The 19,473-nt window shown below is 67.5% G+C and carries 16 protein-coding genes; 8 read left to right on the top strand and 8 right to left on the bottom strand.

What is annotated here, in order from left to right:
* Positions 1–6 precede the first annotated feature (6 nt).
* Positions 7–1,032: an epoxyqueuosine reductase gene (locus ORI27_RS13125; protein WP_265997196.1), complete on the bottom strand. Its 1,026-nt coding sequence runs from the start codon at positions 1,030–1,032 to the stop codon at positions 7–9.
* A gap of 177 nt (positions 1,033–1,209) precedes the next feature.
* Between ORI27_RS13125 and ORI27_RS13120 the strand changes: the two genes are divergently transcribed.
* Together ORI27_RS13120 and ORI27_RS13115 are read left to right on the top strand one after the other, a co-directional pair.
* Positions 1,210–3,219, top strand: a complete 2,010-nt coding sequence (locus ORI27_RS13120; protein WP_265997197.1) for a universal stress protein — start codon at positions 1,210–1,212, stop codon at positions 3,217–3,219.
* Positions 3,216–3,866, top strand: a complete 651-nt coding sequence (locus ORI27_RS13115; RefSeq protein WP_265997198.1) for an O-methyltransferase — start codon at positions 3,216–3,218, stop codon at positions 3,864–3,866. Before ORI27_RS13120 ends, ORI27_RS13115 begins: the two co-directional genes overlap by 4 nt.
* Positions 3,867–3,877: 11 nt before the next feature.
* On the opposite strand, the gene ORI27_RS13110 is transcribed toward ORI27_RS13115, so the two are convergent.
* Positions 3,878–5,512, bottom strand: coding sequence for a fatty acyl-AMP ligase (locus ORI27_RS13110; protein WP_265997199.1), 1,635 nt, complete (start codon positions 5,510–5,512; stop codon positions 3,878–3,880).
* Between the two features lie 314 nt (positions 5,513–5,826).
* Positions 5,827–6,771, bottom strand: coding sequence for a 4-(cytidine 5'-diphospho)-2-C-methyl-D-erythritol kinase (locus ORI27_RS13105; protein WP_265997200.1), 945 nt, complete (start codon positions 6,769–6,771; stop codon positions 5,827–5,829).
* Positions 6,772–6,839: 68 nt separating this feature from the next.
* On the opposite strand from ORI27_RS13105, the gene ORI27_RS13100 reads away from it, so the two are divergent.
* Complete coding sequence (locus ORI27_RS13100) at positions 6,840–7,649, top strand: serine/threonine-protein kinase (protein ID WP_265997201.1); 810 nt, start codon at positions 6,840–6,842, stop codon at positions 7,647–7,649.
* On the opposite strand, the gene rsmA is transcribed toward ORI27_RS13100, so the two are convergent.
* The 3 genes from rsmA to ORI27_RS13085 all read right to left on the bottom strand — a co-directional run bounded on the left by rsmA (position 7,637) and on the right by ORI27_RS13085 (position 10,621).
* Complete coding sequence (gene rsmA, locus ORI27_RS13095) at positions 7,637–8,551, bottom strand: 16S rRNA (adenine(1518)-N(6)/adenine(1519)-N(6))-dimethyltransferase RsmA (protein ID WP_265997202.1); 915 nt, start codon at positions 8,549–8,551, stop codon at positions 7,637–7,639. The genes ORI27_RS13100 and rsmA overlap by 13 nt on opposite strands.
* Positions 8,548–9,669: a resuscitation-promoting factor gene (locus ORI27_RS13090; protein WP_265997203.1), complete on the bottom strand. Its 1,122-nt coding sequence runs from the start codon at positions 9,667–9,669 to the stop codon at positions 8,548–8,550. The genes rsmA and ORI27_RS13090 overlap by 4 nt, the downstream gene beginning before the upstream one ends.
* Positions 9,670–9,793: 124 nt before the next feature.
* Positions 9,794–10,621 (bottom strand): TatD family hydrolase, encoded by an 828-nt coding sequence (locus tag ORI27_RS13085; RefSeq protein ID WP_407666297.1) that lies wholly within the window; start codon positions 10,619–10,621, stop codon positions 9,794–9,796.
* A 26-nt stretch (positions 10,622–10,647) separates the two neighbouring features.
* On the opposite strand from ORI27_RS13085, the gene metG reads away from it, so the two are divergent.
* The 4 genes from metG to ORI27_RS13065 all read left to right on the top strand — a co-directional run bounded on the left by metG (position 10,648) and on the right by ORI27_RS13065 (position 15,908).
* A complete protein-coding gene (gene metG, locus ORI27_RS13080; protein ID WP_265997205.1) occupies positions 10,648–12,237 on the top strand; it encodes a methionine--tRNA ligase in 1,590 nt (529 codons plus the stop codon).
* Positions 12,238–12,410: 173 nt separating this feature from the next.
* Positions 12,411–13,595, top strand: coding sequence for an NAD(P)/FAD-dependent oxidoreductase (locus ORI27_RS13075; protein ID WP_265997206.1), 1,185 nt, complete (start codon positions 12,411–12,413; stop codon positions 13,593–13,595).
* Positions 13,592–14,485 carry an RNA polymerase sigma-70 factor gene (locus ORI27_RS13070; protein ID WP_265997207.1) on the top strand — a complete coding sequence of 298 codons (894 nt, stop codon included), beginning with the start codon at positions 13,592–13,594 and terminating at the stop codon, positions 14,483–14,485. The genes ORI27_RS13075 and ORI27_RS13070 overlap by 4 nt, the downstream gene beginning before the upstream one ends.
* Before the next feature lie 40 nt (positions 14,486–14,525).
* On the top strand, positions 14,526–15,908 hold the full coding sequence (locus ORI27_RS13065; RefSeq protein WP_265997208.1) for an aminodeoxychorismate synthase component I: 1,383 nt from the start codon (positions 14,526–14,528) through the stop codon (positions 15,906–15,908).
* Here the strand turns inward: ORI27_RS13065 and rsmI are convergent.
* The gene (gene rsmI, locus ORI27_RS13060) at positions 15,848–16,750 is read right to left on the bottom strand and encodes a 16S rRNA (cytidine(1402)-2'-O)-methyltransferase (RefSeq protein WP_265997209.1); all 903 of its coding nucleotides are present in this window, start codon (positions 16,748–16,750) and stop codon (positions 15,848–15,850) included. The genes ORI27_RS13065 and rsmI overlap by 61 nt on opposite strands.
* 24 nt (positions 16,751–16,774) lie before the next feature.
* Between rsmI and ORI27_RS13055 the strand changes: the two genes are divergently transcribed.
* On the top strand, positions 16,775–18,325 hold the full coding sequence (locus ORI27_RS13055) for a dolichyl-phosphate-mannose--protein mannosyltransferase (RefSeq protein ID WP_265997210.1): 1,551 nt from the start codon (positions 16,775–16,777) through the stop codon (positions 18,323–18,325).
* A gap of 191 nt (positions 18,326–18,516) precedes the next feature.
* On the opposite strand, the gene ORI27_RS13050 is transcribed toward ORI27_RS13055, so the two are convergent.
* The gene (locus ORI27_RS13050) at positions 18,517–19,443 is read right to left on the bottom strand and encodes an LLM class F420-dependent oxidoreductase (RefSeq protein ID WP_266073960.1); all 927 of its coding nucleotides are present in this window, start codon (positions 19,441–19,443) and stop codon (positions 18,517–18,519) included.
* Positions 19,444–19,473 lie beyond the last annotated feature (30 nt).

Raw genomic sequence — 19,473 nt, 5'->3', positions numbered from 1 at the left:
ACAAGCCTACGTGCGCCCCCGGGCCCCTGAGTCGACGATCTTGATCGGCTTGTGCGGAAAGCGCCGCTCTGCATGCTCCTGCGCGGCCGAATTTGGCAGTACGTAAAGAGTTTCGGCCTTCTGTTGCAGCGGCCGCAGGACGAGATCCATGAACGCCCTGCGGTCATCGAGATAGGGCTCGATGACATCTTCACCGGCCGGGCAGACCGCCAGGCAGTACGCCGCCTTGTAGTTGGCCTTGAACGACAGGCTCTGCCACATCGATGCATTCTCCGAATCGCTGACTCGGGAACGGAAGTCGGTGGCATCCTCGCTGTCGGCAATCGTTTGGGCCCAGTCGGTGAACCCACCCATGAATTCGCGATAGTTGTGTACCGAACAGGCGACGAAGTCGAACTCGCCGTCCTTCTTGATGGCGCCGACCGGGCATGCCGCGACGCACAGCTTGCATTCCAGGCAGGGCGAATAGTCCAGTGGAGCACCGTAACTGCTTACAGGTGCGTCGACGAGAACGGTGGCAAGCAGGATGAAGTTGCCGAATTTCGGGTGGATCACGTTGCGATGGATGCCCATCACGCCGAGGCCGGCGGCTACCGCGACGGGTTTGTGGGCGACCACCCAGATCCGGCCGGGATAGCGGTCCATCTCCATCGGAAACGTTGCCGACGGGTTGAGCACACGATGGCCGGCGTCCTGCAATGCCCGGGTGATCCGGTGGGCGGCCTCGTTGATGAGTTCTCCGGTGCGGTGGAATTCCTGGTTGGCCACGCTACGGGCGACCGAGCGGACGTTGTCGCGGTTCATCCGCACCACCAGGCTGATGTAGCTCTTCGTCCCGGGCAGGGCCGCCTCGACATGCTGGCGTTCACCGGCCAGGTCGGGATTGTCCACGCTGGCGAACGCGACATCGTCGGCTCCGGCGGTCAGGCACAGCTCGCGCAGCCAGTCGGCGTCGATCACCCGAGCCGGCGCCGGGCGCGGGCGGGCGCGTACCGCCCGCACGGTCGGATGGTCGGTCAGTCGTGGGGTCATATCTGAGTACAGTACACCATACTCAGATGCGATGCCGTGACCGAGAACACCTTGATCCACGGGAATATTGGTTACCTATGTAAAGTTGTTTGCAGCCATGCCCTGTCTCACCACGCACTCAGGCTTGCTGTCGACAGCGCAACCCGCCCTCGCGGCGGGAATCGGAGGCCAGCCCTGATGCGTCAAGGCCCGCTGGCAGGACGCTACCCCGCGGTGGCCGCCATGGTCACCCTCGCGCTCATCCCCTATCTGGCCCTCTCGGCCGCACTCGATCCGCTGGTGCCGGTCATCTCCGAGCAACTGCACATGACCACACAGGCGATGGCCCTGAGTTCGGGGCTGGGCAACGCGGCCTACGCCGTGGGCACCGTGCTGGCCGTGCAATTCGCTCAGCACCTCCCCCAGCGGCGGATGCTGCTCGTGTACGCGGTTGTGCTCGTCGTCGGCTCGGTGGTCGCCGCCGCGGCCCCGAATGCGACGGCCTTCATCGGCGGCCACGTTCTGCAGGGTTTGGCGACCAGCATGCTGTTGATCGCGGCCGCGCCACCGCTGACGATCGGCTTCCCGCGGGACAAGCTGCGCAACACCGCGGTGATCATGAACATGTGCGTGTTCGGGGCCGTCGCGCTCGGACCGTTCATCGGCGGCGTGCAGGCCGAGGCGCACGCCTGGCGGCCGTTGTTCTGGACCGTCGCGGTCATTGCCCTGCTGGCCTTGATTCTCGCCGCCCTGACGTTTGACGATGCGCCGCCTGCCGATCCCGGTGCCCCGCGGGATCTGAAGGCGATCGCACTGGCAACCGTGGGTTGTACGGCCGCATTCGTGGGCGCCGCGCAACTGACGAGTCACGGACTTTCCGACTTCGCGGTCACCGGGCCGATGTTCGGCGGCCTGGCCCTGATCGTGGCGCTGATCGTCTACCAGTTCCGCACGCCCAGACCGCTGCTGACCATCCGCACGATGTTGACGAGCGCAATCCCGGTTGCGGGCGTGGGTGTCGCCCTGTTCGCAGCCGCCGCCTCGGTGGCGGCCACCGTACTGACCGCGTCGATCTTCATGCAGAACTTCAGTCCCGTCGAGGTCGGCCTGCTGTACCTTCCCGAGTTGGGCGGCGCGCTGGTCATGGCCGTCGTGTTCGGCATCGTCATCTCACGACGCGCCATGCACTTCCTGCCGCTGGTGGGCATGGCCCTGCTGGCCGCCGGTATCGCGGTGTTCCGTGCGTCCCTTCCCGCGAATGTGCCTCTGGCACTTCTCGGTTCCGCCCTGACAGGTCTGGCGTTGGGCGCCGCGGTTGCACCGGCGTTGTTCGTTGCCGGGTTCTCCCTGCAGTCCAACAGCCTGCAGCGGGTGTTCGCGATCATCGAATTGCTGCGCGCGGTCGCCGCGTTCATGGTCGCCCCGATCTTCGCCCATCTCGCGACGCACTACTCCGGTGACCTTCTCGAAGGCACCGGTGTCGCACTCTGGGTCGGATTCGGGCTCGCGATCGCCGGCGCGGTGTTCGGCGTTGCGGTCTACGCACTGAGCGGGGCGCGGCCACAAACGCCGAACCTCGATGAATTCCTCGACGGCGACTCCCCCGCCTGGTACTCACCACCGCTGCTGGCACGGCTGCGCTCCGGCCTGCCGTCGCCGACCTCACTGCACGCACCACGCCGGCCGGCACCGCGACACCACCCATCGGCGCCCACCGGGCCCGTGCTGTTCGCCTACGACGGTTCGGAACTGGCCAACCATGCGATAATCCAAGCCGCCGAACAACTTTCACGGAGCGAGGCCGTCGTGGTCTGCGTCTGGCAGCCCGTCGACGTCGGTTTCACACCGCTCGACGGTCAGCCGTTCGACGCGGATCGGGCCAGCCAGGTCCGGCTGGCCGCCGAGCGGACGGCCGCCCACGGCGCGGCACTGGCCGACGCGGCAGGATTCCGATCGTGCAGTGTGGCGATCGAGGCATCGCCGACCTGGAAGGGCATCGTCGACACCGCAGCCGAACACCGGGCCAGCATCATCGTCCTCGGACCCCATCGTCGCAACGGCCTGCTCGGTCACCTTCACGGCAGCGTCGCCGCGGCGGTCGTGGCGCACACCGACATTCCGGTCCTGCTCGTCCCCCAGTCGCTGGACGCCTCCTCGACGGCGACACCAGCTTCTCGCCAGCTTGCGCGAGTACCCTCGGCGCCATGAACACGCTGCGCGACCCGAAAGTCGCCGCGGTCATCGACCGTATGTACGCCGAAGCAACCGAGCAGATGGCCCGACTCCACGAACGCGGCTCTGAGATTCGGGCGGCGAAGACCGCACAGGAACGGGCTGACGCCTTCAGCGACTTCTATCTGCCGGTGACCCCGGAGTCCGGCCAATTGCTCTACACCCTGGTCCGCGCGATCCGGCCGAAGTCTGTGGTGGAGTTCGGAATGTCGTTGGGGCTCTCGGCAATCCATCTGGCCGGCGCGGTGCGCGACAACGGCGTCGGACGGCTGGTGACGACCGAACTCAGCGCCGCCAAGGTGGTCGCCGCCACGGCCAGCTTCGCCGAGGTCGGCCTCGACGACCTGATCACCGTCCTGGAAGGCGACGCGCTGCAGACGCTGGCCGGCCTCCAGGAGCCGGTGGACTTCGTGCTGCTCGACGGCTGGAAGGACCTGTATCTCCCGGTGCTTCACCTGCTGGAGCCGAAGCTGAGGCCCGGTGCGCTCGTCGTCGCCGACAACACCGGTCTACCCGACGCCCGACCCTACGTGGACTACATCCGCGACCCGGCGAATGGGTATGTCGGCGTGAGCTTCCCGGTCCGGGAGTCCGACGCCATGGAGATCAGCTGCCGGGCCTGAGCCCGCGCTGACTAGGTGACCAGCGCCACCGAGTTGGCGCGACGCAGCTTGCCCGACGGGGTCTTGGGGATGGTGCCCGGTCCGAGGACCACAACGTTGCGCGGGCGCACGTCGACCTCGGCGACCACCTCGTGAGCCACCTCGTGTTCGATGCGCCGCACCGCGGCGGGGTCCTGCCAGGCGTTGGACTCCACGGCCACCGCGAACGTCTCGCGGGAGTGGCCGGCGTCCAGACGCACCGCGACCGCACATCCGGGCCGGACCCCCTCAACGCGGCTGGCGGCCCGTTCGATATCGGTCGGATAGATATTGCGGCCGGCCATGATGATGACGTCCTTGACGCGACCACACACGACCACGTGGCCGTTCTCCAGCAGGTATCCCAGGTCGCCGGTGTCGTACCACCCGTGTTCGTCCTGGGCCGGCACGAAGCCGCCCATGGTGATGTAGCCGGGAGTCAGCGATTCGCCGCGCAGCTCGATGATGCCCACGCCGCGCGCGGGCAACACGTTGCCGTCCTCGTCGACGATGCGCGCCTCCAGGTCCGTCAGCAGCGGGCCCAGGGTGGCCAGGCGGCGGGTGTTGCCCTTGGAGGCGGGAACCGCGCGGCGCAGTGCCGCCAGCAGGTCGGCATCGACCTCGTCGACCACCAGGCCGGCATCACATTCGGAGAACGACACCGCCAGGGTGGTCTCGGCCATGCCGTAGGCCGGCAGGATGGCCTCCGGCCGGAGCCCGAACGGCCGGCCGGCGTCCAGTAGGTCTTCGACATCGGCGGGCTCGACCGGCTCGGCGCCGGAGAGGGCGAACCGCAGGGTGGACAGATCGAACTCGCCGGGCTTGGCCTGGCGGCGCAGCCGCTTGGCGAACAGCGCGTAGGCGAAGTTCGGCGCCGCGGTCATGGTGCCCTTGTACTTGTCGATGAGCTTGGCCCACAGCAGCGTGTCGCGCAGGAAGTCCATCGGGGTGACCTTGACCAGCTCGGCCCCGAAGTACATCGGGATCGTCAGGAAGCCGACCATGCCCATGTCATGGAAACAGGGCAGCCAGCTGACCATGACATCGTTGTCGATGTCGTACTTGGCGCCGATGAACATCGCCTCGGCGTTGGAGTGGATGTTGCGGTGGGTGATGACCACCGCCTTGGGAGACCCGGTCGACCCGGACGTCAGCTGCATCAGCGCGACATCGTCTTCGGAGGTCTCGACAGGGTCGATCGGGTCTGCCGCCAGCAACGCTTCGACGGTCAGCACCTTGACGCCGCGCTCCTCGAGCACCGGCACGGCGACCAGGAACGGGTCGGAGACGATGACGGCCTTGGCCTCGATCATGTCGATCACGGTGGCGGTGTCCTTGGCCCACTGCTCCAGGTCGGTGCGGGGCGTCGGCTGGTGCAGCATCGTCAGGCTGGCGCCGCGCATCCACAGTCCCTGCGCGGTCGGCGCGATCTCCACCGGCGCACCGGCCAGGACTCCGACGGCGTCACCGAGGCCGATCCCCGCCGCGGCCAGGCCACCCGCGATACGACGCGCACGTTCGTGCACCTCCCACCACGTGTGCCGGACCGGCTCACTCGGCTCCCCAGTGACCATGCCCTTGCTACTGGTCAAGGCACTGTGGAACATCTTGTCGGTGAAGCGGCTCACGACGACCTCCTCGGCATCCGGAGCTGGGTGATCAGCGACGTTGAATTCATGCTCCACCTGCCGCAACGCGGTGCATAGAAGGCACGCTGGTACAACTGGGGAGCGGTTCGGTCTCGAAATGATGATGGTGCGGAACAAACCGCGGTTCCACCGGACTGCCGCCCGCCCCGGTTCGGGGTGGGCGACTCGCACGTATGCAGTGCCAGGCCGCTAGTCATCACCGCGGATCATCTTAAACTTCCCTTAAGTTACTGCCAAGTTTTACAAGCTATTGAGAAGCGCGTCACACCTCGCGCGCCGGCAGGCAGCCCCGGCTAGCTGGACACGATGCGGGCGCCGTGGACCGGCCCGCTGGCGACCCGCACGGTTCGGCATACGTCGACGCCGGCCAATTCCATGCCGACGTCCACGGCCGCGGCCGCCGATTCGCACAAGAACGCACATGTCGGGCCGGATCCGGACACGATGCCGGCGAGCGCCCCCGCCTCCGCTCCGGCCCGCAGGGTCCGCCGCAGGCCGGGGTTGAGGCTCAACGCGGCGGCCTGCAGATCGTTGCCCAGCAGCGGAGCCAGCTCGTGCGGGTTCCCGGCGGCCAGCGCACCCAGGAGCGGTTCGGGGTCGTCCAGCCGCGGCGGCTTCCCGGCCCCGCGGAGCCGATCGATCTCCCGGTAGACCGCGGCGGTCGACAATCCGCCCTGACCGAAAGCCAGCACCCAGTGAAACGTGCTGCGGGCCAGAACCGTGGCCAACTCCTCACCCCGGCCGGTGCCCAGCGCGGTGCCCCCGTGCAGCGCGAACGGGACGTCGCTGCCCAGTTGTGCGGCCAGCGCGTGCAAGTCGCGCCGCGGCACACCCAGTTCCCAGAGGTTGTTCATGGCGACCAACACCGCCGCGGCGTCGGCACTGCCGCCGGCCATCCCGCCGGCCACCGGGATCGACTTCTCGATCGTGATGTCCACATCGGGTGCGCGCCCGACATGTTCGGCCATCAACTCCGCCGCCTGCCAGGCGATATTGCGTTCGTCGGCCGGCAGAGCGTCGGCACCCTCCCCCACCACCTGCAGGGACAGCACGTCGGCGTTGCGCACCGTGACCTCGTCGACCAGCGACACCGCGTGAAAGACGGTGGTGAGTTCGTGGTAGCCGTCGGCACGGCGGTCGCCGACCTCCAAGTACAGGTTCACCTTGCCGGGTACCCGCACGGTCACCGACCCGGTCGGCACCCATTCAGACGCGATGGAGCCGTTGGACGAGGACACCGGACGAGACTATCGCGCCGCAATCGATTCCCCCGCCGGTCGCCGACCCGCGAATCTAGGGTCGAAGCGTGGTACATCCCGGGCAGTCGTTCGCGGGCTACGTCGTCGAGAACGTGCTGGGCCACGGCGGCGAGGCCGTCGTCTACCTTGCTCGCGGTGCGGACCGCACGCGCGGTCTGGTCGCATTGAAGGTGCTCGAAAGGCCCGACCATGCCGCCATCGCGCGGCTGGCCCGCGAGTACCGGATCACGCACCGGCTGCGGCACCGGCACATCGTGGCCGTCTATGACCACGGCGAGCACTGGATGACGATGCAGTATGTGGACGGCGGAAACGCGATCGGCCTGCCGTCCCCGGACGCGAAGCTCGATGCGCTCGCCCAGATCGCCGCGGCACTCGACTACGCCCATCACGACGGGATCGTGCACGGCGATGTGAAGCCCGCTAACATCCTTGTGCACCAAGATTTTTCGCGGCACGGAGCAGTGCTGATCGATTTCGGTGTCGCGCACGTGCTGGCCGAGGATGTGTGGCACCGACCGGGCCAGGTGGTGGCGTCGCTACCCTATGCCGCCCCGGAGCTTCTCCAGGGCCGACTGCCCCAGGCCGCGACCGATGAATATGCACTCGCGTGCACGGCAGCGGAATTACTCACCGGCGCAACGCCGTTCACCGCCGACGACCCGCTGGCCCTCGTAGACGCACACCTGCACCTGCCGCCACCGGAAATGTCGCGGCAGATCCCATGGCTATCAAGGTCGTTCGACAAAGTCCTGACACGAGCCATCGCCAAAGACCCAGACCTGAGATACCCATCGTGCACCGAGTTGGTGCAACACATCACCGAGGCAGTGCGCCGAAGCGCTCAGAACACCTGAGCGGCCCGCGGCGAGCCTTCCGAGGAGTCCGTCGCACCCGAGAAGTCGCCCGAGCGCTGCAACAACCGGACGAAATCGGCGACCGCAAGCGTTTCCCCGCGGCGGGCCGGATCGATGCTCGCGGCCAGCAGTCGTTCGGCGGACTCGTTGCCCGTGCCGGCCCACTCCAGGAACGCATTGCGCGCGGTCTTGCGGCGCTGCGCGAAGGCGATATCGACCAATTCGAACACCTGGTGGCGGAAGCCCTCGTCGGTCGGCCACGGCGAGGTCTCGTAACGGTCGATGCGAACCAGGCCCGAGTACACCCGCGGAATGGGCCAGAACACCGTCGGCGACACCATGCCGTAACGACGGACCTTGCCGAAGAACCGCACCTTGACGCTGGGCACGCCGTAATCCTTGCCGCCGGGCTCGGCGGCCAGCCGCTCGGCCACCTCGGCCTGGACCATCACCATCACGGTCCGGATCGAGGGGAATTCAGCCAACAGATGCAGCAGCGCGGGAACGGCGATGTTGTACGGCAGGTTGGCCACCACCGCCGTGGGCGGGTCGACCAGGTCGGCGCGGTGGAGCCCAAGGATGTCGCGGTTGAGCACGGTCAGCCGATGAATTTCGCTGTGCGAGTGCTCAGCAATCGTCTTGGGCAGGCGCTGGGCCAGCACCGAGTCGATCTCGATGGCGCTCACGGTGGCACCACGGTCCAGCAACGCCAATGTCAGCGAGCCCAGGCCGGGTCCGACCTCCAGGACATGATCATGTTTGTTAATGCCGGAAGCCGAAACAATACGACGCACGGTATTTGCGTCGTGTACGAAATTCTGACCCAAAGATTTACGCGGCTTGAAGTCGAGTTCTTTGGCCAGATTTCTGATCTCGGTTCGCCCGAGCAGACGAATTGTCACGATGCACCCCTACCACACACGGGCCACGCTCCCCAGCCTTGTCGCGCACGCGTTACTTCAGCAATTGCGATTTGCTCTTCTCTTGTTGCCAGATCGGCACGGCTAGCATAGCGCAGTCCGCCGTTTCTTTCCCAGGTGTTTTGATCAAATTGCACGCCGCCGTAGTAGCCGTTGCCGGTATTGATCGCCCAGTTGCCGCCCGCTTCACACCTGGAAATGGCGTCCCAAATGGGTCCGTTCTCCACCGGAGGCACCTCGGTACCCGGCTTGGCGCCGACCCGCAGCACCGAATCACGGGCCGGCACAACGACAGTGTTAGCAACGGGTAGGCGTCCGGTTTCCACACCGTTGACCGTCGCGACAGCAAAAGTCACGTCCTGCACCCCGGGCGTTCCCGGGTCTTCCACGACCTGCCGGCTCATGTTCATCGTCGGGTCCTCGATCCGCTGGGCCACCGGCAGCAGGGGTACCCGCTGGGTGACCTTCTCGACCCGCGTCCGGGTCACCTGGATCTGCATCCCGGCGATCACCGGGGAGGACGCCGCGGGCACCACCGAGTCGGCCTGCTCCAGCGGCACGCCGGCGGCGGCGAGCAGGCCGGCCACGTTCGGCGCGGCCAGGTGGACGGTACGCACCACGCCGCCGTCGTTGATCTGCACCGTCTTGGCGCTCACCACCGGAAGAGCCATGCCTTCCAAGGGAAGTCGGCTGCCGCGCGAAGCCGCGGCCGGGGCGGTGTCGGTCATCCTCAGCTGAGCCAGGGCCTCGTCGACGGTCGACGCGGTGGTCCACACCTGCTTGGCAGCCTGTCCGTCCAGCGAGATCTGCAGCGGGCGGCTGCGGCGCAGCACGATCGTCTCGGCGTCGGTCACGGTCTGGTTGGCACCGGGGAAGAGGTCATCGCGCTCACCGACGGTGTAGCCGTTCTCCTCGATGACGTCGATGACCCGCGACTTCATGGTGCTCACGGTCATCTGGGTGCCGTCGATGTTCAGCGTGACGGTCTTCTCGGACATCACCGCGAACACCCCGGCGCCAGCGAGCGTGAGCAGCACGGCGACGACGACGAGGCGAAGGATCGGTGATGGCGACTGGTGGAGCTTGGTCAACGCATTCAAGAGTTTCGGTCCCGCCTAGGCACTAAACAAAACTAAGGGGCCGACGTTGGCCCCCTTTGATCACAAGACGGTAACGAAACAGTCCGCACCGGGGCAACCCGGGCCCGCGGCTCTCAACGGACCCTTAGAGACCGTAGACCCGTCGCGCGGTGGCCGACGATTGCTCCGCCAGGACCTCCGCCGGCCGATCGACGACGTCGGCCAACGCTCGCACGGTGTAGGGCAGGCAGTACGGCTCGTTGGGCGCACCCCGGTAGGGATGCGGGGTCAGAAACGGGGCGTCGGTCTCCACCAGGAGCTGGTCTGGCGGGATCAACGTCGCCGCCTCCCGCAGGTCACGGGCGTTCTTGAAGCTCACCGTGCCCGACAGGCTCAGCACCCAGCCCGCGTCGACGCAGGTGCGCGCCATCTCCGGCCCGGAGGAGAAGCAATGGAATATGACGGTCTCGGGGGCCCCCTCGGCGCGCAGCACGTCGAGCACCTCGGCGTCGGCGTCGCGGTTGTGGATCATCAGCGGCTTGCCGGTCCGCTTGGCCAGATCGATGTGCCAGGCGAACGACTCCCGCTGAGCGGACGGTTCGGCGCACCCCTCGAGCCTGCCCGGCCAGTACAGGTCCATGCCGGTCTCTCCGATCGCCACCACCCGAGGCTGCGTGGCCAGCCGTTCGATTTCGGCGCGGGCGTCGTCGGTGAGCGCCGCCGCGCGGGTCGGGTGCAGCGCCACCGCGGCGTACACCCGGTGGTCCCAGGTCGCCGCCTCAGCAGCCCAGCGGGCGGCGTCGAGATCGTCGGCGATGGTCACGACGGCCTCCACCCCGGCGGTTTGCGCGCGGTCCAGGATCGCTTCGACGTCCCCGGCATCGCGGGCGCCGCACGCGTCCAGGTGCGTGTGGGCGTCGATCAACGGAGTCAGCGGCTCGGGCAGCGGCGGCGGCTCGCGACGAGAAGTCACGCCCACACTTTAAAGTTGTGCCTCAAATGACTGATCCAATCCCCGGCGCGGGGGCGCGCACCCCAGGCCGCGCGCCGTACTACCTCACCACCGCGATCGCGTACCCCAACGGGGCGCCGCACATCGGGCACGCCTACGAGTACGTCGCGACCGATGCGATCGCCCGCTTCAAGCGGCTCGACGGCTTCGACGTGCGCTACCTGACCGGAACCGACGAGCACGGGCTGAAGATGGCGCAGACGGCGGCCGCGGAGGGCATCCCCACCGCCGAGCTGGCGCGGCGCAATTCCGACGCATTCCAGGCGATGCAAGAGAAGCTCGGGGCATCCTTCGACCGCTTCATCCGCACCACCGATGCCGACCACATGGACGCATCGATCGAGATCTGGAAGCGGATGGACGCCGCGGGCGACATCTATCTCGACTCGTACTCGGGCTGGTACTCGGTGCGCGACGAGCGCTTCTACACCGAGGACGAACTCGAGACCCGCGCCGACGGCGACAAGTACTCGCTGGAGACCGGCACACCCGTCACGTGGACCGAGGAACAGACCTATTTCTTCCGGCTGTCCGCCTACACCGAGCGGCTATTGGCCCACTACGCGGCGCACCCCGAATTCATCGGTCCCGACGTGCGCCGTAACGAGGTCATCAGCTTCGTCTCCGGGGGGTTGCGGGATCTTTCGATATCCCGCACCACCTTCGACTGGGGCGTGCCGGTGCCGGGTCACCCCGACCACGTCATGTACGTGTGGGTCGACGCGCTGACCAACTACCTCACCGGCGCCGGCTTCCCCGACACCGACTCCGAGGCGTTCCGCAAGTACTGGCCGGCCGATCTGCACATGATCGGCAAGGACATCATCCGCTTCCACACCGTGTACTGGCCCGCGTTCCTCATGTCGGCGGGCATCGAGCTGCCGAGGCGGGTGTTCGTCCACGGCTTCCTGCTGAACAGCGGCGAGAAGATGAGCAAGTCGGTGGGCAACGTGGTGGACCCGTTCGCGCTCATCGACGCGTTCGGGTTGGACCAGGTGCGCTACTTCCTGCTGCGCGAGGTGCCGTTCGGGCAGGATGGCAGCTACAGCGAGGACGCCATCATCGGCCGCATCAACGCCGACCTGGCCAACGAATTCGGCAACCTGGCACAGCGCTCGCTGTCGATGGTCAACAAGAACCTCGATGCCCGCGTGCCGGAGCCCGGTGAGTTCACCGACCCCGACCGCGAGCTGCTCACGCTCGCCGACGAGCTGCTTCCCCGGGTGCGCGCCCACTTCGACGTGCCTGCCATGCACCTGGCGCTGGAGGCTATCTGGGCGATGCTCGGCGCCGCCAACCGCTACTTCTCCGCCCAGGAACCGTGGGTGCTGCGCAAGTCCGAAGCCGCGGCCGATCAGGACCGCTTCCGCACCGTGCTCTACGTGACGCTGGAAGTCGTGCGGATCGCCGCGTTGCTGGTCCAACCGGTGATGCCGTCGTCGGCGGCGAAGTTTCTCGACCTGCTGGGGCAGTCGGAGTCCGCGCGCGACTTCGGCGCGGTCGGGGTGCGCATCGCACCCGGCATCGAGCTTCCGACGCCGACCGGAGTCTTCCCGCGCTACCAGCCGCCCGAGTAGGCGCCGACCTCCCTGCGCGAGTAGACGCAAAGACCCCCGACACGCCGGGGTTTTGGAGACATTTGTGTCTGCTCGCGGGAAGAAAGCGTGAGCTGCGTCACGTAGCGTCACATTCACCAGCCCCACGGTGTCTCGAGGTCAGCACGCTCAAGCGACCTCAAAGGAGAGATGTGATGACCGAGCAACGAACCAAGGTTGTGGTGATCGGCGGCGGATACGCCGGGGTGATCGCGGCCAATCACCTACGGCTGCGCGCGGGAGTGGACATCACCCTGGTGAACCCGCGCCCCGAATTCGTCGAACGGATCCGGCTGCACCAGTTGATCACCGGTTCCGACGACGCCGTCGTCGCCTACACCGACATCCTCGGCGACGGCATCGAGCTGGTGGTCGACGCGGCCACCCGCATCGACACCGAAGCCCGGCAGGTCGAATTGTTCAATGGCTTTCCGGATGGCCGGCCGCTGCCCTACGACTATCTGATCTACGCCGTCGGCAGTGGCTCGGGTGGTCCGGCCGTTCCCGGCGCCGACGAATTCGCCTATCCCATTGCCGATCTCGAAGAAGCACAGCGGCTGACCTCCGCGCTGAGCGAGGTGCACTACGGCGCGCCGGTGTGTGTGGTCGGCGCCGGGCCCACCGGTATCGAGACCGCCGCCGAGCTGGCCGAGCAGGGCCGCAACGTCACCCTGGTGTGCGGCCCGGTGCTCGGCCCGTACCTGAGCACTCCCGGTCGCCGGTCGGTGGCCAAGCGGCTGCGCAAGCTCGGGGTCGAGATCGTCGACGGGCCACAGGCCATGGTGACCGCGGTGTCCGCCGATGAGGTGACCCTGGGTGACGGACGGCGCCTGGCGAGCACGCTGACGATCTGGACCGCCGGTTTCGGGGTGCCCGACCTGGCGACCCGCTCGGGGCTGCGCACCGATGCGATCGGACGGCTACTCACCGACGAGACACTCACCAGCGTCGACGACAACCGGATCGTGGCGGCCGGGGATGCCGCGGCACCGTCGGATCAGCCGCTGCGGATGAGCTGCCAGGCCGCGATCCCACTGGGCGCACAGGCGGCCAACACAGTGTTGGCCCGCATCGCCGGGCAGCGGCCGGCCGTGATCAGCCAGGCGTTCACCGGGCAGTGCATCAGCCTGGGCCGGGGTGGCGCGACCGTTCAGATCGCCCGCACCGACGACACCCCGCTGCCGCTCTACATCGGCGGGCGCGCCGCGGCGACGATCAAGGAGGCGGTCTGCAAGGGCACCATCAGCTTCCTGCGCCGTGAAGCCCGTAAGCCCGGGTCCTACTTCTGGCTCAAGGGCGGCGGCAAGCGACCGGCACCGGAGTCGGTGACGACCCCGTGACCACGACCGACGAGCACGCTGAGCGGTTCACGCTGCTTCGGCCGCTGCTGTTCACCATCGCCTACCAGATCCTCGGCTCGACCACCGAAGCCGACGATGTACTGCAGGACAGCTATTTACGTTGGGCAACAGTGGATTTGGACGAAGTACGGGACACCAAGGCCTACCTGGCCCAGCTGGTCACCCGGCAGGCGCTGAACACGCTGCGCACCCAGGCCCGGCGCCGGGAGGACTACGTCGGACCGTGGCTTCCCGAACCACTGCTGCTCGACGAACGTGACGGCGCCGCGGACGTGGTGCTCGCCGAATCGGTGTCGATGGCGATGCTCGTGGTGCTCGAGACACTGACGCCCGACGAGCGGGCGGTGTTCGTGCTGCGCGAGGTATTCGGCTTCAGCCACGACGAAATCGCCAATGCGATAGGTAAATCCGCGGCCGCGGTGCGCCAGATGGCGCATCGCGCCCGCGAGCATGTGCATTCGCGAAGGCGCCGGTTCGAGCCCCTCGATCCGGCCCGCTCCGAGCAGATCACCACACAGTTCCTGACCGCGGCGGCCACCGGCGACCTGGAGGGACTGATGGGCATGCTGGCACCGGATGTGGTGTTCACCTCCGACAGCGACGGCAAGGTCAGCGCCGCCCGTCGTCCGGTCCTGGGACCCGTCAAGGTCGCCAGGCTGATCATCGGGCTGATGCGCCAGGCCGGGCCGGAGTACCGGATGGAAGCCGCGACCTACAACAGTGCGCCGGCGTTGGTGGTGTACCGCCACGACCAACCCGACAGCGTCTTCATGATCGAGGTGAGCGACGGGCGGATCACCAACTTCTACGCGATGCGCAACCCGGAGAAGCTCGCCGCCGTCACCGTACGCCGGGAGATCAGCCGCTGACGCCTTTGCGTCGACCGGCCCCAGGCGTCAGGCTAGGGCGATGCGCATCGACCGGCTCGGCGATCTCGGCACCGCCGCCGAGGTGCTGCGCGCCGTTGCCGGCGCCGCCGCGCGGCACGGGCTGGAACCCCCAGCCGCACTGACCGGTGACTGGTTCGGCTCGGCGGCGGTGATCGCACCCAGCGTGTCGGTCCGGGCGATCGACCCGGGCGAGGCGTTCTGCGTATGGCCGGGCGGACACGGCGACGCGGTCGGCGGCGGGTGGATCGGCTATCTGTCCTACCCCGATGCCGCCGCCGACAGCCTGCCGCCGCGGATACCCGAGGCGGCAGGCGGCTGGACCGAGAGTGTGCTCCGCCTGGACCGCGACGGCTGCTGGTGGCACGAAAGCTTGTCCGCGGCACCGATCGCCGCCTGGGTTGCCGACGCGCTGTCGAATCCCACCGAGCGCGATGCATACGAAATCGACTGGGAAGAGCCTGATTTCGCGAGACACCAAGACGGTGTCCTGGCCTGCCTGGCAGCGATCGGCGCCGGCGAGGTGTACCAGGCCTGCGTGTGCACGCAATTCACCGGCACGTTGCGAGGCTCGTCGCTGGAGTTCTTCGCCGACGCCGTGACAAGAACGACCCCGGCCCGGGCGGCCTACCTGGCCGGCACCTGGGGTGCGGTGGCCTCGCTGTCACCGGAGCTGTTCGTCCACCGGGCCGGCGACGACGTCACATCCAGCCCGATCAAGGGAACGTTGCCGTTGCACTGTGCGCCCGCAGAACTGCTGGCATCGGCCAAGGATGTCGCCGAGAACATCATGATCGTCGACCTGGTGCGCAATGACCTGGGCCGGGTCGCCGACACCGGGACCGTCACCGTTCCCGATCTTCTGGCCGTCCGGGCCGCACCGGGCGTATGGCATCTGGTCTCGACGGTGGCGGCCAAGGTTCGCCCGCAGGTCACCAACACCGAGTTGCTGGCCGCGGCATTCCCGCCCGCATCGGTTACGGGCACGCCGAAAGGCCGTGCCCGTCAACTGCTTTCACAGTGGGAGCCGCGCCGGCGCGGGATCTACTGCGGCACCGTCGGAATGGCCTCCCCGATCGCGGGCACCGAGCTGAACGTGGCGATCCGCACCGTCGAGTTCGCCGCCGACGGCGCGGCCGTGCTCGGAGTCGGCGGCGGGATCACCGCCGACTCCGACCCCGCCGCGGAGTGGGAGGAATGTCTGCACAAGGCGGCTGCGGTGATTCACGGTTCGAGTCAAATCCCCGGGTCGCTGCGCTCCTGCCCGCCGGATCAATTCCCCGCGTCGCTGCGCTCCTGCCCGCCGGATCAATTCCCCGAGTCGCTGCGCTCCTGCCCGCCGGATCAATTCCCCGAGTCGCTGCGCTCCTGCCCGCCGGCTCGCGAGCGCAGCACCGCCTCGTAGAGCTCCCGCCGCGACGGCGCGCCCGGATGCGCCTCGACCACCACAGCGCAGGCATCCTTGACCCGCATGCCGTCGGCCACCAGGGCGTCGACCTCGGCGACCAAGGTCGGCAGGTCGGCGGTTGGCACGGCACCGGCCAGGACGACGGTGATCTCGCCGAGCACCTTCTCGTCGGCCCAGTCGGCGAGTTCGGCCAGCGTGCCGCGCCGGATCTCCTCATGCACCTTGGTCAGCTCCCGGCACACCACCGCGCGACGTTCCCCGCCCAGTTCGTCGACGGCGTCGCGCAAGCAGTCCGAAAGTCGTCGTGGCGACTCGAAGAACACACAGGTGCGTTGCTCGGCAGCCAAGCCGGCCAGCCAGGTGCGCCGCGCGGACTGCTTGCGCGGCGCAAACCCCTCGAAGCAGAACCGGTCGGACGGCAACCCGGAGACGGCCAGTGCGGTGGTGACCGCGGATGGGCCGGGCAAACAGGACACCGCCAACCCCGCGTCGATACACGCGGTCACCAGGCGATAGCCGGGATCGTTGATCAGCGGCATCCCGGCGTCGCTGACCACCAGGACGGTGGCCCCGGCCCGGATGTCCTCGACCAGCGCGGGCACCCGGGCCGCTTCGTTCTGGTCGAACAGGCTGATCACCCGCCCCCCGATCCGCACACCAAGCGACTGGGCCAGGGTGCGCACTCGCCGGGTGTCCTCGGCGGCCACCACATCGGCCGTGGACAGCGCGTCGACCAACCGGTTCGAGGCGTCGGCCGGCTGTCCCAGCGGCGTGGCCCCGAGCAGCAGACGACCGACAGACTCCGGCGGGCGGGAGCGAAGCGACTCGGGGGTCAACACCGGCACAGAATACGATCGCAGGCGATGTCCACGACTGCCGACGACCTCGACGTGCACGAGCGCCATGTGCCCGTCATCAGCCCCGGCCCGCTGGTGCCGATCGCCGACTTCGGTCCGGTCGACCGCATCGAGGGCTGGGTGGCCACGGCCATCGTCACCGCCCTGGCCGCGCTGACCCGGCTGATGAACCTCGGCTCGCCCACCGATGCCGGCACGCCGATCTTCGACGAGAAGCACTACGCACCGCAGGCCTGGCAGATGCTGCACAACTACGGCGTCGAGGACAACCCCGGCTTCGGCCTGGTCGTCCACCCGCCGATGGGCAAACAGATGATCGCGATCGGCGAGGCGCTGTTCGGCTACAACGGTGTGGGCTGGCGGTTCACCAGCGCGGTGCTCGGCGTGCTGGTGGTCCTTCTGGTGGTCCGCATCGTCCGGAGGATCAGCCGCTCGACCCTGATCGGCGCCATCGCCGGACTGCTCCTGATCGCCGATGGGGTGAGCTTCGTGGCGGCGCGCACCGCCCTGCTCGACGGCATCCAGACGTTTTTCGTGGTCGCGGCGTTCGGGGCATTGATAGTCGACCGCGATCAGGTTCGCGAACGCATGCACACCGCCCTACTGGAGGGCCGCATCGCCGAGACGCCGTGGGGTCCGCGGCTGGGCGTGCGGTGGTGGCGGTTCGGCGCGGGCGTGCTGCTCGGCCTGGCGTTCGCGACAAAGTGGAACGGTCTGTACTACATCGCGTTCTTCAGTCTGATGTCGCTGGCGTTCGACATCGCGGCGCGACGGGCCTACCGGGTTCCCCGGCCGTGGTTCGGGGCGATCCGCCGGGACATGGGGCCCACCGCCTACGTCTTTCTACTGATTCCGTTCGCGATCTACCTCGCCTCGTACGCGCCCTGGTTTTCGTCCGAGACGGCGGTCAACCGCTACGAGGTCGGGGAGTCGATCGGCGAGCGGCAGTGGTATCAGCCGCCGGATGCGATCCGGTCACTGTGGCACTACACCTACAAGGCGTATCACTTCCACTCGACGTTGACGAACGCCAACGGCAACCACCACCCGTGGGAGTCCAAACCGTGGACCTGGCCGATGTCGCTGCGGCCGGTGCTGTACGCGATCGACAACCAGAACGTGCCCGGTTGTGGTGCGGCGTCGTGCGTGAAGGCCGTGATGCTGGTCGGTACACCCGCGATGTGGTGGCTGGCCGTACCCGTCCTGGTCTATGCGCTGTGGCGGGCGTTCGTCCGCCGCGACTGGCGGTACGCGGTGGTGCTGGTCGGCTACAGCGCCGGATTGCTGCCCTGGTTCGGCGACATCGATCGGCAGATGTACTTCTTCTACGCGGTGCCGATGGCGCCATTCCTGATCATGGCGATCGCACTCATCCTCGGCGACATCCTGCATGCACCCAACCAGAACGCCGAACGCCGCACGCTCGGGCTGATCGTGGTGAGCTGCTACGTCGCGCTGGTGATCACCAACTTCGCCTGGCTGTATCCGGTGCTCACCGGGGTGCCGATCTCACAGGCGACGTGGAACATGGAGATCTGGCTGCCCAGCTGGCGCTAGAGGTCATCCACAACACGAACTCGACACCAGGGTCGCAACTTTGAGAATTCCACAGCCCTGAAGGCGTTTTCGCCACCTCGATGACCCGTTCGCCAGCCCCCCGGCTCGAAGAGTTGGGCTGGCTGATCTGCGTGACGGTCGCGGATCGACCAGGTCTACAGCCCTGGTGTCGGTTTCGGCAATGCCCGCCGCTAGAGGCCCAGCAGTGGCTTGAGCCCCTCGCCGACCGCGGTGATACCACCGGGCTGATACCCGTTCAGGGTGGCCGCAGACAGGATGACCCCGTCGACACCGGCGTCGAGCACCTTGGTCTTGATCTGTTCGACGATCTGGTCCGGGCTGCCGTAGACGGCCTGTTGTTTGAAGTCGTCGGGGATCATGTCGGCGGTGACGTTCTCATCGACCAGCGCGATGGCCAGCACACTGGTCTCGAGTGTGCTCGGGTCGCGGCCGATTTCCTCGCAGCGGTCCTTGACCACCTGCACCTTGCGGGGCAGTTCGTCGAACCCGGCGATGATGTTGAGGTGGTCAAAGTAGCGGGCCGCCAGCGGGATGGTCTTCTTCTCCCCGCTGCCGCCGATCATCAGCGGGATGTGCTCGCGGAAGCGGGGATTGGCGAACGCCTCGGTGGTCTTGTAGTACTTGCCGTCGATGCTGACCCGGTCCCCGCTCAGCATCGGCAGGATGATCTCCAAGGCCTCGTGGAGCTTGTCGAATCGATCGGTGAAGGTGCCGAATTCGTAACCCAGTGAGTCGTGTTCGAGCTCGAACCAGCCGGTGCCGATGCCCAGGATGGCCCGGCCCAAACTGACCACATCCAGCGTCGTGATGGCCTTGGCCAGCAGCGTCGGGTTACGGTAGGTGTTGCCGGTGACCAGGGTCCCCAGCTGCACCCGCTGCGTCGCGGTCGCCAGCGCACCCAAGGCGGTGTAGGCCTCCAGCATCGGCTCCTCGGGAGCCCCCAGGCCGGGCAGTTGATAGAAGTGATCCATCACGAACACGGAGTCGAACCCGGCCGCCTCGGCCTCCTGGGCCTGCGCGATGACCGTCGGGAACAACTCGGCCACACCGTTGCCGTAGGAAAAGTTCGGGATCTGAAGTCCAAGTTTGATTGCCACGGGGGTTAACGTAACCCCGGCCAACCGGGG

It is taken from the genome of Mycobacterium pinniadriaticum (assembly GCF_026242045.1).
Classification (GTDB): domain Bacteria; phylum Actinomycetota; class Actinomycetes; order Mycobacteriales; family Mycobacteriaceae; genus Mycobacterium; species Mycobacterium pinniadriaticum.
Note: the sequence above shows the minus strand (reverse complement) of the source record. Positions and strands in the feature narration are given on the sequence as shown.

What these genes read in the sequence shown, in the direction of transcription:
- ORI27_RS13125 (WP_265997196.1), bottom strand. Translation starts at nt 1,032, where the DNA reads ATGACCCCACGACTGACCGACCATCCGACCGTGCGGGCGGTACGCGCC.
- ORI27_RS13120 (WP_265997197.1), top strand. Translation starts at nt 1,210, where the DNA reads ATGCGTCAAGGCCCGCTGGCAGGACGCTACCCCGCGGTGGCCGCCATG.
- ORI27_RS13115 (WP_265997198.1), top strand. Translation starts at nt 3,216, where the DNA reads ATGAACACGCTGCGCGACCCGAAAGTCGCCGCGGTCATCGACCGTATG.
- metG (WP_265997205.1), top strand. Translation starts at nt 10,648, where the DNA reads ATGACTGATCCAATCCCCGGCGCGGGGGCGCGCACCCCAGGCCGCGCG.
- ORI27_RS13075 (WP_265997206.1), top strand. Translation starts at nt 12,411, where the DNA reads ATGACCGAGCAACGAACCAAGGTTGTGGTGATCGGCGGCGGATACGCC.
- ORI27_RS13065 (WP_265997208.1), top strand. Translation starts at nt 14,526, where the DNA reads ATGCGCATCGACCGGCTCGGCGATCTCGGCACCGCCGCCGAGGTGCTG.
- ORI27_RS13055 (WP_265997210.1), top strand. Translation starts at nt 16,775, where the DNA reads ATGTCCACGACTGCCGACGACCTCGACGTGCACGAGCGCCATGTGCCC.